At 68.4% G+C, this 14,386-nt stretch carries 14 protein-coding genes; 8 read left to right on the top strand and 6 right to left on the bottom strand.

Annotated elements, in window-relative coordinates; genetic code table 11:
• Nucleotides 1-933 (bottom strand): peptidylprolyl isomerase (locus IP78_RS06835; RefSeq protein ID WP_082384895.1); only part of this gene is annotated, 933 nt, incomplete at its 3' end.
• A gap of 232 nt (nucleotides 934-1,165) precedes the next feature.
• Here IP78_RS06835 and secA point away from each other — a divergent pair.
• Genes secA through IP78_RS06815 form a run of 4 tightly spaced genes read left to right on the top strand, consistent with a single transcriptional unit; the run spans nucleotide 1,166 to nucleotide 5,784 of the window.
• Nucleotides 1,166-4,018 (top strand): preprotein translocase subunit SecA, encoded by a 2,853-nt coding sequence (gene secA, locus IP78_RS06830; protein WP_054110949.1) that lies wholly within the window; start codon nucleotides 1,166-1,168, stop codon nucleotides 4,016-4,018.
• 27 nt (nucleotides 4,019-4,045) lie between these two features.
• Nucleotides 4,046-4,324: a hypothetical protein gene (locus tag IP78_RS15495; RefSeq protein WP_054110948.1), complete on the top strand. Its 279-nt coding sequence runs from the start codon at nucleotides 4,046-4,048 to the stop codon at nucleotides 4,322-4,324.
• Nucleotides 4,321-4,611 carry a type II toxin-antitoxin system RelE/ParE family toxin gene (locus IP78_RS06820; RefSeq protein ID WP_054110947.1) on the top strand — a complete coding sequence of 97 codons (291 nt, stop codon included), beginning with the start codon at nucleotides 4,321-4,323 and terminating at the stop codon, nucleotides 4,609-4,611. The genes IP78_RS15495 and IP78_RS06820 overlap by 4 nt, the downstream gene beginning before the upstream one ends.
• Before the next feature lie 3 nt (nucleotides 4,612-4,614).
• On the top strand, nucleotides 4,615-5,784 hold the full coding sequence (locus IP78_RS06815) for an aminotransferase class V-fold PLP-dependent enzyme (RefSeq protein WP_054110946.1): 1,170 nt from the start codon (nucleotides 4,615-4,617) through the stop codon (nucleotides 5,782-5,784).
• Between the two features lie 4 nt (nucleotides 5,785-5,788).
• On the opposite strand, the gene IP78_RS06810 is transcribed toward IP78_RS06815, so the two are convergent.
• Nucleotides 5,789-6,688, bottom strand: coding sequence for a hypothetical protein (locus tag IP78_RS06810; RefSeq protein ID WP_054110945.1), 900 nt, complete (start codon nucleotides 6,686-6,688; stop codon nucleotides 5,789-5,791).
• Nucleotides 6,689-6,784: 96 nt separating this feature from the next.
• The gene (locus IP78_RS06805) at nucleotides 6,785-8,485 is read right to left on the bottom strand and encodes a HAMP domain-containing sensor histidine kinase (protein ID WP_054110944.1); all 1,701 of its coding nucleotides are present in this window, start codon (nucleotides 8,483-8,485) and stop codon (nucleotides 6,785-6,787) included.
• A gap of 193 nt (nucleotides 8,486-8,678) precedes the next feature.
• Here IP78_RS06805 and IP78_RS06800 point away from each other — a divergent pair, with 193 nt between their 5' ends.
• Complete coding sequence (locus IP78_RS06800) at nucleotides 8,679-9,107, top strand: SufE family protein (RefSeq protein ID WP_054110943.1); 429 nt, start codon at nucleotides 8,679-8,681, stop codon at nucleotides 9,105-9,107.
• Between the two features lie 314 nt (nucleotides 9,108-9,421).
• On the opposite strand, the gene IP78_RS06790 is transcribed toward IP78_RS06800, so the two are convergent.
• Together IP78_RS06790 and IP78_RS06785 are read right to left on the bottom strand one after the other, a co-directional pair.
• Entirely contained in the window at nucleotides 9,422-10,138 is a 717-nt protein-coding gene (locus IP78_RS06790; RefSeq protein ID WP_054110941.1) for a DUF6456 domain-containing protein, read from the bottom strand.
• The gene (locus IP78_RS06785; protein ID WP_156320315.1) at nucleotides 10,135-10,506 is read right to left on the bottom strand and encodes a helix-turn-helix domain-containing protein; all 372 of its coding nucleotides are present in this window, start codon (nucleotides 10,504-10,506) and stop codon (nucleotides 10,135-10,137) included. Before IP78_RS06785 ends, IP78_RS06790 begins: the two co-directional genes overlap by 4 nt.
• A gap of 256 nt (nucleotides 10,507-10,762) precedes the next feature.
• Here IP78_RS06785 and ctrA point away from each other — a divergent pair, with 256 nt between their 5' ends.
• Entirely contained in the window at nucleotides 10,763-11,464 is a 702-nt protein-coding gene (ctrA, locus tag IP78_RS06780; RefSeq protein WP_029416825.1) for a response regulator transcription factor CtrA, read from the top strand.
• A gap of 22 nt (nucleotides 11,465-11,486) precedes the next feature.
• On the opposite strand, the gene IP78_RS06775 is transcribed toward ctrA, so the two are convergent.
• Entirely contained in the window at nucleotides 11,487-12,386 is a 900-nt protein-coding gene (locus tag IP78_RS06775) for a LysR substrate-binding domain-containing protein (protein ID WP_054110939.1), read from the bottom strand.
• A 3-nt stretch (nucleotides 12,387-12,389) separates the two neighbouring features.
• Between IP78_RS06775 and IP78_RS06770 the strand changes: the two genes are divergently transcribed.
• Complete coding sequence (locus IP78_RS06770; protein WP_231680945.1) at nucleotides 12,390-13,457, top strand: sodium-dependent bicarbonate transport family permease; 1,068 nt, start codon at nucleotides 12,390-12,392, stop codon at nucleotides 13,455-13,457.
• A 127-nt stretch (nucleotides 13,458-13,584) separates the two neighbouring features.
• On the top strand, nucleotides 13,585-14,382 hold the full coding sequence (locus tag IP78_RS06765) for a transglutaminase family protein (protein ID WP_054110937.1): 798 nt from the start codon (nucleotides 13,585-13,587) through the stop codon (nucleotides 14,380-14,382).
• Nucleotides 14,383-14,386: the final 4 nt, after the last annotated feature.

Below are 14,386 nucleotides of genomic sequence, written 5' to 3'. Positions count from 1 at the left end.
GGCGGGGGCGGGCGTGGGCGCCGGAGCCGTAGCTGTCGAGGGCGCACGGGCGGGCGGTGCTGACGCCGGCTCCTGCGCCCGGCCGTCCTCGGCGGATAGCAGCACCTCGACCTCGGCCTTGCCGCGCAACTCCTCCAGCAGCTGGCGGACGCCTTCATAGGTCAGGTAGCGCACGATCTGGGGCCGGGCCTGTTCGAGCGTGGGCGGGCTCTCGCGGCGGCGATCCTCGACCCGCAGCACGGCCCAGCCGCCCTCGGTCTGGAAGGGGCCGACGGTGGAGCCGGCCGGCGCGTCCCTCAGCGCATTGGCGTAGGCCTGGGGCATGACGTCGACGGTGGAATAGCCGAGGTCGCCGCCGGAGAAGCGCGTGGCCTCGTCGATCGAGCGTTCCATGGCCACGGCCTCGAAGGTCGCGCCCTGGCCGAGGATGCCCAGAACGGCGTCGGCCTCCTGGCGCGTGCGCGACAGGATCAGGCGCACGCGGATCTCCTCCGACGTCTGCGCAAGCCTTAGCTGTTCCCGATACAGCGTCTCGACCGCCTGATCCGAGATGGCGCCGTTGACGACGTTCTCGACCAGCATGTCGCCCAGGATGCGCTCGCGCGTCGCCTCCAGCCTGCGCTGGGCCAGGGGGGAGTTGTCCAGACCGCGCCGTTCGGCCTCGCGGGCCAGCAGCTTCTGGTCGATGACCTCGTCCAGCACGCGGCGGAACAGGTCCGAGGTGACGTCCAGCGGCTCTCCCTCGCCGATCAGCCCTTGAGCCACGGCCTCGCGCTTGACGTCGGACGCCCAGATCGTCTGGTTCTGGACCTCGGCGACCGCCCGGTCGCCGGGCTCGGGCGGGCGGTCTTCGCCACCGCCGCGACCGCAGGCGGCGAGCGCAAGGGCGCCGGTCAGGGCCAAGAGGGTCAGGGCGTGGGAAAGGCGCCGCATCGGACGCTCCATGTCTTAAGCGATCAGGCCCAAACGCGCGGCTGCAAAGCCCCTCGCGTTGACAGGGGTATGGCCGGTGCTTAAGTCCCGCCTGCGCCCAAGTCGAGGGGTTTTCGAGCGTTCGCGCGGCCCCCACGCCGCCCCGTCCGGCGGCCCCTCTCGCGGCGTTCGATCGCCGCTCTCCTAGGGCACCTCCTGAGCTCTGAACCGCTCGTCCGCTTCCGGATCATCCATGCTCGGCTTCGCCAAGAAACTCTTCGGCTCCTCCAACGACCGCAAGGTCAAGGACTTCATGAGCCGGGTCCAGAAGATCAACGCGCTGGAGGCCAAGTACGCAGCCCTGTCGGACGACGAGCTGCGCATGATGACGGATGCGTTCCGCGACCGCATCGGGCAAGGGGAAAGCCTGGACAAGATCCTGAACGACGCCTTCGCCGTGGCGCGCGAGGCCTCCAAGCGGGTGCTGGGCCAGCGCCAGTACGACGTCCAGCTGACCGGCGGCATGATCCTGCATGAGGGCGGCATCGCCGAGATGCGGACCGGCGAGGGCAAGACCCTGGTCGCCGTGGCCCCCGTCTATCTGAACGCGCTCTTGGGCAAGGGCGTCCACGTCATCACCGTCAACGACTACCTGGCCCGGCGCGACGCCGAATGGATGGGCCGGGTCTATCGCTTCCTGGGGCTGGAAGTCGGCGTGATCGTCAACGGCCTGTCGTCGGGCCAGCGGCAGATGTCCTACGCCGCCGACATCACCTACGGCACCAACAACGAGTTCGGCTTCGACTACCTGCGCGACAACCTCGTTTATGACCGGCGCGAGATGGTCCAGCGCGGCCACCACTTCGCGATCGTCGATGAGGTCGACTCCATCCTGATCGACGAGGCGCGCACGCCGCTGATCATCTCGGGCCCGACCGAGGACCGGTCCGAGCTCTACAAGATCGTCGACGCCCTGGTGAAGACGCTGATCCAGGACAAGTCGACCTATGACCTGGACGAGAAGCAGCGCCAGGCGCTGCTGACCGAAGAAGGCTCCGAGCGCATCGAGCAGATGCTGGAAGAGGGCGGCCACTTCGCCGAGGACACCACGGGCCTGTATGACGCCGCCAACATCAGCCTGGTGCACCACGTCAACCAGGCGCTGCGGGCCAACACGCTCTACCAGCGCGACAAGGACTACATCATCAAGGGTGGCGAGATCATCCTGATCGACGAGTTTACTGGCCGGATGATGCAGGGCCGGCGCCTGTCCGAGGGTCTTCACCAGGCCATCGAGGCCAAGGAGGACGTCAAGATCATGCCCGAGAACCAGACCCTGGCCTCGGTGACGATCCAGAACTACTTCCGCCTGTACGAGAAGCTGTCGGGCATGACCGGCACGGCCGCGACCGAGGCCCAGGAGTTCCTCGACATCTACAAAATGGACGTGCTGGAAGTGCCGACCAACCGGCCGGTCCAGCGCATCGACCACGACGACGAGGTCTATCGGACCTACAAGGAAAAGAACCAGGCGATCGCCGCCCAGATCGCCCAGTGTCACGTGAAAGGCCAGCCGATCCTGGTCGGCACCGTCTCGATCGAGAAGTCCGAACAGCTGTCCGAACTGCTGCGGACCTATGCCTATGAGGTCGAGATCTCGCGCACGCTCAAGCCCGAATACGTCGGCCGCGAGAAGGAAGCCCAGAAGATCGGCGACGCCGCCTATGACATCCAGACGGTCAAGGGCAAGGGCATCCCTCACAGCGTTCTGAACGCCCGCCAGCACGAGCAGGAAGCCTATATCGTCGCCGACGCCGGTCTGCCCGGCGCGGTGACGATCGCCACCAACATGGCCGGTCGCGGCACCGACATCCAGCTGGGCGGCAACCTCGAGATGCGACTGGCCAAGTGGCGGCTGGACCAGAGGAACCTGGCCATCGAGGTCACGCCCGAGATGGAGAAGGCGGAAGAAGAGCGCCTCAAGGCCGACATCGCCGTCCAGAAGGAAAAGGCGCTCGCCGCCGGCGGCCTGTTCGTGCTGGGCACGGAGCGCCACGAAAGCCGCCGCATCGACAACCAGCTGCGCGGCCGCACCGGCCGTCAGGGCGACCCGGGCGTGTCGAAATTCTTCCTCTGCTGCGAGGACGACCTCTTGCGCATCTTCGCCGGCGACCGGCTGGATGCGATCATGAGGAACTTCGGCGTGGCCGAGGGCGAGGCGATCAGCCACCCTTGGCTGAACCGCGCCGTCGAGACCGCCCAGAAGCGGGTCGAGACCCGCAACTACGACATCCGCAAGAACCTGCTGAAGTACGACGACGTCGTGAACGACCAGCGCAAGGCCGTGTTCGAGCAGCGCCAGGAGTTCATGGATTCCGAGGACCTGTCCGAACTGGTCGGCGAGTTCAGGAACGACGTCATCTCCGACCTGGTCGAGCGCTACATGCCGCCCAAGGCCTATGCCGAGCAATGGGACATCGACGGCCTGGACGAGAAGGTGAAGTCCACCCTGGGCCTGACGCTTCCGCTGCACGACTGGGCCGCCGAGGAAGGCGTGTCCAACGAGGAGGTCGAGGAGCGCATCCGCGAGGCGGCGGACAAGCGCGCCGCCGAGCGTCTGGAACAGCTGGGCGAAGGCCAGATGCGGGGGCTGGAGAAGCAGTTCCTGATGCAGATGATCGACATGCAGTGGCGCGAGCACCTGGTGCATCTGGACCACCTGCGCGGCGTCATCGGCCTGCGCGGCTATGGCCAGCGCGATCCGCTGAACGAGTACAAGACCGAGGCCTTCAGCCTGTTCGAGACCCTGTTGCACGAGCTGCGGCACAATGTGACGCGCTGGCTGATGACGGTGGAGTTCCGCTTCGAGGCCCCGCCGCCGATGGACCTGCCCGAGTTCCAGGAAATCCACCTGAACCCCGGCACGGGCCAGAACGAGATGGCCGATCCGATGGCGCAGAACCCGGAGGGCCAGGTGACGGGCGACGACCGTTCGCGCCTGCCGGTCGAGCTGCTGCCCGCCGGATGGGAGCGCACGCCGAGGAACGCGGACTGCCCGTGCGGGTCAGGTCGCAAGTTCAAGCACTGCCACGGGGCGCTGGTCTGATCTCGGGGTCGTGGTAGTCTTAGGCTTATGGGCAAGTACGAGACGATCACGGCTGATATCGACGAGGATCTGGCGGCCGTGGTTCACGCGGCGGTCGATGCCGGCGACTATGCGGACGTCGCCGACGTCGTGCGCCACGCCCTGAGCCGATGGCGGGAGGCGTCCCGGATGCTCGACCAAGAGGGTTTGAGAGCGGCGCTGGACGCATCGTTGGACAGCGGGATCGGCAAATCGGCGGACGAAATTCTGATCGACTTGCGCGCCAAGTACGAAAATCCGCCGTCCCGAGCGAAATCCTCCGGATGAGGGTGATCTTCTCGCCCGATAGCGAGATCGATCTGGACGACATCGCCGCCTACATCGCCATCGACAATCCGGAACGCGCCTTCAGCTTCGTCGAGGAGATCGTCGAGGCCGCCAGTCGGCTCGACCGCTTTCCTGAGCGCCACTCAGTCTTGGTGAAGGGTCGGTGTGACTACCGTTGCCTGATTCATGGCCGCTATCGCATCCTTTATTCAGTCGAGGCCGACCATGTTCGGATCGCGCGCGTGATCCACGGGCGTCGTCTGATCCGTCCGGACATGCTTGGGTAGATCATGACCTACAAACCCCTCTTCTCCCGCGCGCTCGCGCTCGACCCCGACCGGCTGCACTTCGCCGCGCACAGCCATCACCTGTGGCCGGACGCCTCGTTCGACGGGCAGGTGCGGGCCTGGGTGGAGGCCAATCATTTCGCCGACCGCAAGTGGGACCTGGTCTTCGGCGAAGTCGTGCCGGAGGCGCAGAGGCATGTGGCCAAGGAGCTGGGCCTTCCTGACCCGGAGACGGTGGTGTTCGCGCCCAACACCCACGACTTCCTGATCCGGGTGTTCTCGGGCATCGAGACCCGGCCCATCCGCATCCTGACCACGGACGGGGAGTTCCACGCCTTCCGCCGCCAGGCCGAGCGGTGGGAGGAGGCTGGCGAGGCGGTCGTGACGCGGGTGCCGCTGGAGCCGTTCGAGACGTTCGATGACCGCTTCATCGCGGCGGCGAAGGGTGGGGCGTTCGACGCCATCGTGGTCAGCCAGGTCTTCTTCAAGACCGGTCAGGCCATCGGGTGCATCGACGATCTGGCGGCGCTGGCCAGGCCCGAGGGGCCGTGGGTGATCGTGGACGGCTATCACGGCTTCATGGCCACGCCGACGGACCTGTCGGCAGTAGCGGACCGGATCTTCTACGTCTCGGGCGGCTACAAATACGCCATGACGGGCGAAGGGGCGGGCTTCCTTCATGCGCCCGAAGGCTTCTGCGAGCGGCCGGTCGTGACGGGCTGGTTCGCCGAGTTCGGCAATCTGATGGGGCCGCCGGAAGGGGTGCAGTATCGCGCCGACGCCGGGCGGTTCTGGGGCGCGACGTTCGATTCGACGCCGCTCTATCGCTTCAACGGCGTGCGGCGGATGCTGGACGAGAACGGCCTGACCACGGCGGACGTGTCGGCCCATGCGGACCGGCTGTCGTCACGGTTCTTCGAGGCGTTGAAGGTGGGCGAATGCGGGCGGCTGGGCGAGGCGGAGGTGCTCAATCCTCCGCCCGGCGGCAACCTGCCGCGCGCCCGGTTCCTGGCGTTGAAGCACAGGGACGCCCAGCGTTGGCGGGCCAATCTGCTGGCCGCCAATGTCGTCACCGATGTTCGGGACGAGGTGATCCGCTTTGGCTTTGGCCTCTATCAGGACGCCGACGACGTGGAGCGTCTGATCGGCGTGTGCCGCAGGCTGTTCTCCTGACCGCCTAGAAGAAGGTCGTGTCGTCCTGTTGGTTCGGCTGAGGCGGAGCCGGGGGCGTGCTGGGGCGCGCGGGCTCGGTGCGCGGCGCGGCCGGGCGTGCGGGACCGGGAGTTTCCCCGGGCTGCGCCGTTGTTGCGCCCCCCTCGAGCGGCGGGATCGGCCCCAGGTTCGGATAGGGCAGGGCCCCATCGGTTCCTGCGGGTGGCGGGGCACCGGGCGCGACATCGACCGGATCGGGCGGGGTCGGGGTCGACAGGTCGTCGGGCGCGCCCACGTCGTCGCGCACGAACACCCAGGAGCGGCTGTCGGAGCAGGCGCACGCCTTCAGGAAGCCCTCCCTGTCGCGCCAGATGACCAGGGGATAGCCCATCGGGACGCCCGCGTCGCGCAGCAGGTCCGTCAGGCGATCGCGAAACTGGCGGCTGGCCTCGACCACGGCCGAGCGGGCCAGGTTGCCATCGGCCACGGGAACGCCGGCGGCCGTCCAGCGGTTGGCGGGCGTGGAGATCCAGCGCTCGTAGAGGCTCCAGTCGCGGCTGAGCCACAGCTCGGCGACGGTGGTGCGTTCGCTGGGTGTCGACTGAGGCGCGCCCTCGCGGTCGGGTCGGGCAAAGACGATGACCCGCATTTCGATGCCACCGGCGCGCAGCCGATCGCCTTCCTCGCGCTGGTAGCGCTGGAAGGACGCCGAGTCGCGATAGCCGATCACATAGAGCGGCTCTCCGCCCCCGCCGCCCGAGAGCCAGGACGCCTCATCCAGAAGCCGCTGGATGTCAGCCTGGTTCCTCGTGACCGTCACCGGCTGAAAGCGGGCGTAGAAGTTCCAGTAGGCCCAGTAACCGCCACCGGCGATGGCCAGGCCGATGACGACCGCGAGCGCGGACCAGATCAGAAAGCGACGCATGCGGGGAGGGGCTCCAGCTTCACCGTGTTCACGGGATGAACGTCTAACATCGAATTGCGTCGCTTCGTGAGGCGGAACCTTGGCGAAGGCATCGTCTCAGTGCGCGTTCAGGGGAACGATCTCGGCCCCGTTCGCCGGCGGCGGGGGACGTTCGGTGCGGGCGACCGGCATGCGGACGGTGACGGCGGTGCCTTCGCCGAGCGTCGAGTCCAGGCTCATGCGTCCGCCGTGAAGCTCGGTCAGCGAGCGGACCAGCGACAGGCCCAGGCCCGTGCCTTGCGCCTTCTGATCCGATCCGCCGGCCTGTTCGAAGGGGCGGCCAAGCCGCTTCAGATCCTTCCTGGCGATGCCGACGCCGGTGTCGGCGACGACGAGCTCCAGATAGGGTCCTATGGTCTCGAGCGTCAGAGTCACCGAGCCGCCCGACGGGGTGAACTTGATGGCGTTGGACAAGAGGTTCAGCGTGATCTGCTTGAGCGCGCGACGGTCGGCGTCGACGGTGACCGCGTCGTCTGGCAGCAGGCTGGTCAGCGACACGCCCTTGTCGGCGGCGGTGACCCGCACAAGCGCCACGGCGGCCGAGACGGCGTCGCGGGCGTCGAACACCTCGCGCGACAGCTCGTAACGTTCCGCCTCGATCTTGGCGACGTCCAGCACGTCGCCGATCAGTTCCAGAAGGTGGCCGCCCGCCTCGTGGATGCTGTCGGCATAGTCGGCGTAGCGGACGGGCAGGGGGCCGAACAGGCGCTGGCGCATGGCGTCGGAGAAGCCGATGACGGCGTTCAGCGGCGTCCTCAGTTCGTGGGACATATTGGCCAGGAAGCGGGTCTTGCCGGCATCTCGGGCCTCGGCTTCGGCGCGGGCGGCTTCCAGCCCGACCTCCACGGCGAACTGCCGGGTGGCGTCCAGCACCTGGGCGACCACCAGGGGCGCGCCACCGGGTTCGCCGATCCGCCGGAGCGCCAGGTTGATGCGGCGGTCCAGCGCCTGGCGCGGCGCGAAGCGAAACTCGGACCGTTCGCCCGCCAGGGCCGCGTCGATCGCCGACAGCACGGCGGCCCGGTCCGGGGCATGGATGGAGGCCATCAGACCGTCAGTGCGCAGGGCGGCGAGGTCGAGCGCAGGCGGCGGCGCGCCATAGTCGGCGACGAGCCGTCCGCCGGGCTCGATCACCAGCGTCAGGCCGGGCAGGGCGTCGAGGAAGGCGCGGACCCGCCGCGCATCGTCTTCGGCGCCGAGCAGGACACGCTCGCGCACCCGCCACGACAGCCGCACGGCCAGAACCGCCGCTCCGGCCGAAATCAGGGCGAACAGACCCGCCGCGAGATAGCGCGGCTCAGGCGGACCGATCCACCAGGCCGAAAGCTGGCCTCCGATCGCCGCAATGGCCGACCCCGCGGCTCCAGCCTGAGCCAGCCGCACGCCGTGCCGAGGCCCGCCCAGCGCCAGGCCGGCGACGAAGGGCATGATGGCGAACCCGACCAGCGGTCCGGACAGGCCGCCGGACAGAACCTGGGTGGCCACCGCCGCCAGCGTCCAGCCGACCAGCACCAAGGACCGCTCGCCCGGCCCGTCCTTTCTCAGCAACATCAGGCCGCCGAGCCCCGGAGCGATCATCGCCATCGCCCCGAAGGCCGCCGACCCGGTCAGACGGTCCAGCCAGATCGCGGCGACGGTCGTCACCACCACGGCGGCGGCCCAGCCGCCGTGCCAGGCCACGACGGCGCTGCGGCCCTCGAAGAGCCGTCGACCGGGTTCGGCCGCGTCCTCTGGCGTATGGGCGGGGGCTGGCGTCACGCGAGGTCCGGACGGCCGGGGCGACGGCCGCAAGGGAAGGAGGTTTTCGCCCAACGTTGCAGGGTAGCCGTGCGCACGAGTCGCCTAAAGCCCGCTCCCGCGCAGGGCGACTCGATTTCGGGGGGCGACGGGGTCCGGGTCGTGGAACGATGTCGCGGTTGTCCCTGATCGGCACGGGGCCTATGTCGCGGGCATGACCGCCGCCGCCAATCCCATCGAGGACACCCTCGCCGAACTGATCGAGGACTTCGAGGTCCTGGAGGACTGGGAACAGCGCATCGCCTACGTCATCGACCTGGGCAAGGGGCTGGCGCCGCTGCCGGATGCGGACCGGATCGAGGCCAACAAGGTGCCCGGATGCGCGGCCCAGGTCTGGCTGGCCACCGGACGGGACGGCGACCGGCTGACGTTCCGTGCCGACAGCGACAGCGCCATCTCCAAGGGGAATGTGGCCCTACTGTTGAAGTTGTACTCCGGGCAGGCACCCGGCGACATCCTCTCCTTCGACGCCAGGGCGGCGCTGGACCGGCTGGGGCTGCCCCAGGCGTTGACGCGGCAGCGGGCCAACGGGCTGAACGCCATGGTGGGGCGGATTCGCGCCGAGGCGATGGCGGCGGCGTAGGTCGAGTTCGGTTTTCGACCCGTTGCGAACCTTAGGCAGGCCGTGCGTTTCCCGCCGCCCGAAGAATTTCCTCCACCAAACCCTCGAACTCACTGACCGCGATAGCGTCCATTTCGCGATAATCCGGCGGGCCGCTGAACCAGTGGTGGTGGCGGCCTATCCGATAGAGTTGCCGGGCCGCCGCCTCGATTTGGACGCCAGAAAGTTCATGTTCCATCCGGCAAGCATTTCCTCAATCGACCTTCTCCGCAACTGATCGGAAGGTCCGCTTCCTACCCATAGCCGAAGTCCTCGACGTCCGCTCTTCGGCCCGCTCAGCCCACGCCATAGTAGCGAGCCAGCGCCGCCAGCCCGCGCTTCAGCATGTCCCGCCCCGCTCTCCGCCGCAGAGACAGCGTCTCCTCGGCCAGCCCAAGCGTCGCGCCCCGGATGCAGATGTGATCCAGCATCGCGCGGGTGTCGGCCGGGCAGGCGGCCAGCGCGCGTCTGACGCGGTCGGCGGCGTTGAGGGCGCGGTCGCCGGGTTCGACACGGGCGGCGGAGCCTCCGCCGGAACGCGGCAGGGCGTCCCAGCGCATGGTCAGCGAGGGGCCGGATAGCGCCTTCTCCGCGTCCAGGCCCAGCCGCAGGCCGGCCGCGACCTCGGCCGGCGTCAGAAAGGGGCGACCGTCTGCGTCGCAGCGGAGGGCCAGCCGCTGCAGCGGGCTCTGGCCCAGGTTAGCGCGGACACGGCGGGGGCGGCCGTCGGCCTCCATCAGGATGCGTTCGCCCTCGATTCGGCCCGGGGCTCCGACGGGCGCCGGACGCTCCGGCCGAGGGGCGTCGCGGGCCTCCCAGCCGCCTTTCGCGCGCCGGCGCAGTCCGGGGGTCTCGATCAGGGCGCGGAATACGGTCTCGTCGAGGGTCGTGATGGCGCGGTGGTTCCGGGTCGGGCCCAGTCGCAGGGCGTAGGTTCGGTCCGGAACGACCGTGTCGATCCAGGCGCCGGGGCGGGACAGCATGCGGCGCGCGCGCTCGACCGAGGCGCTCATGCCACTTCTCCCAGCCCCGACAGGTCCGGCGGCGGGGCGTCGACGACGGCGTGAATGGCGTCCTCCAGTTCCTCCAGCAGCTGGTTCAGGGCCTCGTGCTCGCGGGCATCCTCGATGCGGGTCGCGGCGTTGGACGCCGTCTGGCGATTGACGCCGAAGGCATGGCCGACCCGTTCCAGCTGCCAGCCCAGGGCGACGTGGGCCAGATACATCGCCACCCGCCTGGCCCGAAGCGCCGGGACGGGCAGGCGGCTGGTCCGGCGGATCGTCTCGGTCGGCACCCCCAGCCGCACGGCCACCAGCTGCATCACCAGGTCGGCGTGCAGCCTGTCCCGCTCATTGACCGCCACCCTGTAGGGCTCCCTCACGCGCGCCTCCCTGGCTGAACTCGCGATAGGAAGATAATCCTGACGTGCGTCAGAAGCGGACGTAGCCGTGAACGGCGCGAGAAAATTTCGACTCCTTGACTCGCGGACTCTCGACGCCGATTCGCAAATCAGCCTACGAATCGGTCACGGGGAGGCCATTAACCGTTCTTAAGGTTTTCGCCGGTTAACTCGCGAACAAGGTTACCCGTGCGTGTGCCCGGGTTCATACGGTCAAGCTTTGCCTGGAGGGGCATGAATGCGTGTTCTGCTGATTGAAGACGATCACGCCACGGCGCAAAGCATCGAGCTGATGCTGAAGTCCGAGGGTTTCAACGTCTACACGACGGACCTCGGTGAAGAGGGCATCGATCTCGGCAAGATCTATGACTACGATCTGATCCTTCTGGACCTGAACCTGCCCGACATGAGCGGCCTCGAGGTCCTGCGCCAGCTGCGCGTGGGCAAGGTCAACACTCCGGTGATGATCCTGTCGGGTTCGACCGAGATCGAGACCAAGGTCAAGACCTTCGGTGGCGGCGCCGACGACTACATGACCAAGCCCTTCCACAAGGACGAGCTGATCGCGCGCACCCACGCCGTGGTCCGTCGCTCCAAGGGTCACGCCCAGGCCATCATCCACACCGGCGAGATCGCGGTGAATCTGGACGGCAAGACGGTCGAGGTGAACGGTCACCGCGTGCATCTGACGGGCAAGGAATACCAGATGCTGGAGCTGCTCTCGCTCCGCAAAGGCACGACGCTGACCAAGGAAATGTTCCTGAACCACCTGTACGGCGGCATGGACGAGCCCGAGCTGAAAATCATCGACGTCTTCATCTGCAAGCTGCGCAAGAAGCTGGCCACGGCGGCCGGCGGCAAGCACTACATCGAGACCGTCTGGGGCCGGGGCTATGTGCTCCGCGATCCGTCGGAGGGTTCGCAGAGCGCGGCCGCCTGACAGGCAGTTGATCGCTGAAGCTTCAAAGGCCCGTCGGGAAACCGGCGGGCCTTTCGACGTTTCGAGGCCCCCGCTCCAGCGCTCTCAGCACTTCCTGCGCCAGTAGCCCCGCCGGGCCGCCCGTGCCACTCGCGCTGACCAGGGCGATCTCGCTGTCGGGCAGGGGCGGCAGGGGGTCGGCGATGACCACCAGATCGCGGGGGATCATGGCGGCGGGCAGGACGCTGACCCCCAGTCCGGCCCTGAGCGCCGCCATCTGGCCGGCGAGGCTGGGTGAGGTGAACGCGGGGCGAAACGCGATGCCCGCAGACTGAAGCGCGGCCAGCGCCCGCTTGCGATAGATGTCGGGCGCGGGCGCGACGATCAGGGGCAGGGGCGTCTCTGCGGCCAGCGCCAGGTCCTGCGCCACCCAGACCAGCGGCTCTTTCCAGACGCTCGCCCCCAGTTCGGGCCCCACAGGTTCGCGCTTGATGAGGGCCAGGTCCAGCATCCCTCGCGACATCTGATCCAGCAGGTTGGCGGTGAAGTCGCACGTCACCGACAGGCGGATCCTCGGATGACTGCGCGCGAAGGCCCCCAGGATGCCGGGCAGGTGAAGCGTGGCGATGTCCTCGGGCGCGCCGAAGCGGACCTCGCCCTCCAGATCGCCTTCGCCCAGCGTCGCCACAATCTCATCGTTCAGACGCAGCAGGCGGCGGGCCTGGGGCAGGAGGGCCGCGCCTTCGGTCGTCAAGGCCACGGAGCGGCCTGTTCGGTCGATCAGGGGCGAGCCGAGCTGGGTCTCCAGCCGTCGGATCTGCAGGCTGATGGCGGGCTGGGTCCGGTTCAGCAGGGCGGCCGCGCGGGTGAAGCTGCGCGTCTCCACCACCGTCACGAAGGTGCGCAGGAGGTCGATATCGAGGTCGAGAGGACGGCTGCTCATGTCATGAGCATCCGTTATGACGTGTATCAGGTCAATAAACTGGAATGGTCAAGCTCGGGCGGGCACACGGCGCCGCCTCTCGCCGGAACCCTGCCTATGCCCGATCTTTCCGCCAGCCTGGCGCTGCTCACCTCGCCCGCCATCCTGTTCTTCTTCGTCGGGGCTCTGGCCGCCTTCTTGCGCTCGGACCTGGCGATCCCGGAGCCCGTGACCAAGGCGCTGTCGCTCTATCTGATGATGGCGATCGGCTTCAAAGGCGGGGTCGAGGCCCGCGCGGCCGGGCTCAACGGCGACTTCCTGACGGCCGGGGCCATCGGCGTGGCCATGAGCGCGCTCATGCCGCTGCTGGTCTGGCTGTGGCTCAGGGGCTCGAAGAAGCTGGACAAGGCCACGATCTGCGCCGTCGCCGGCGCCTATGGGTCGGTGTCGGTGGTGACGTTCGCGGCGGGACAACAGCATCTGGCGACGATCGGGCTGGACGCCGGGGGCTACATGGCCGCCGTGCTGGCGCTGATGGAGACGCCGGCGATCCTGACCGCCCTGATCCTGATGGGCGGGGCGGGGGCCGACAAGCCTGTCGACCGGGGCGTGGTGCTGCGTGAGGTGCTGGTCGGCGCGGCCTCCATGATGCTGCTGGGCGGGTTCGCGGTGGGGGCGATCTCGGGTCAGGCGGGGTACGAGCGGCTCGAGCTGTTCGTCGGGCCTCTGTTCCAGGGTGCCCTGTGCTTCTTCCTGCTCGACCTCGGCCTGATCGCGGCGCGCGGTCTCATGAACGGCGCGAAGAAGTTGAGCGCGCGGATCGTCGTCTTCGCCCTGCTGTTTCCGGTCGTATCGGCCGCGATCGCCCTGGGCCTGGCGAAGGCGGCCGGGCTGGGCGTCGGCGATGCGGCCCTGCTGGCGGTGCTGGCGGGATCGGCCTCCTACATCGCCGTGCCCGCCGCCATGCGGGTGGCGGCCCCCAAGGCCGATCCCGGCGTCTTCGTGACGGCGTCGCTGGCCATCACCTTTCCCTTCAACCTGCTGGCCGGGATCGCCCTTTACACGGCCGCCGCCCAGTGGCTGTGGCGGTGAGACAGGGACCCGCGGGCCGCGGCACCCAACGCTCTTTCAACGACCGTGAAAACTGCTAGACGACCGCCTCCGGAACGACGGCCCAAGCGGCGGCGTTGCCGTGGAGCCCTCCATCCTAAGGCCATCCATGAAGATCCGCGTTCGCGCCGAGCTGGTCTATCGCTTCGATCCGCCGACGGATGCGATCTACAAGATCCATGCGGCGCGCTGGCCGGGGCAGGAAATCCTGCACGAGCAGCTGACGGTGACGCCCGAGCGGAGCTTTCACGAAGACGTCGACGCGGACTTTGGCGCACGGACGCTCAGGGCGCGACTGTCTGGCGAGGTGGCGGTCCACTACGAGGCCCTGGTCGACAACGGCCGCCTGATGGGCCTGCCGCCGGGCGCGACGCAGCAGGACTGGAACGATCTGCCGGCCGACGTCCTGACCTATCTATGGCCCAGCCGCTATTGCCCATCTGACCAGTTCGGGCGGTTCGTCGAGCGCCAGTTCGGCGGGACCGAGGGCGGGGAGCGGGTGCTGGCCATCCTGGACTGGATTGCCGAGAACATCGACTATGAGCGCGGCGTGTCCGACAGCGAGACGACGGCGGCGCGCACCTTCATCGACCGGGCGGGCGTGTGCCGGGACTTCACCCATCTGGGGATCACGCTCTGCCGGGCGTCGGGCATTCCGGCGCGAGCGGTCAGCGCCTATGCCGATCAGCTGAACCCGCCGGATTTCCACGCCATCTTCGAGGTGTGGCTGTCGAACGGATGGTGGCTGGTCGATCCGACGCGGCTGGCGCCGATCGAGGGGCTGGTGCGGATCGCCTGCGGGCGGGATGCGGCCGACATCGCCTTCCTGTCGACGCAGGGGACCTGCGAGTGGGTGCGTCAGTCGATCACGGCCGTGGCCGAGGACGAGACGGCGCGGGCGGCCTGATCGC

The organism is Brevundimonas sp. AAP58 (genome assembly GCF_001295975.1).
Taxonomy (GTDB): domain Bacteria; phylum Pseudomonadota; class Alphaproteobacteria; order Caulobacterales; family Caulobacteraceae; genus Brevundimonas.
The sequence above is the reverse complement of the archived record's forward strand: the minus strand, read 5'-3'. Positions and strand labels throughout refer to the sequence as shown.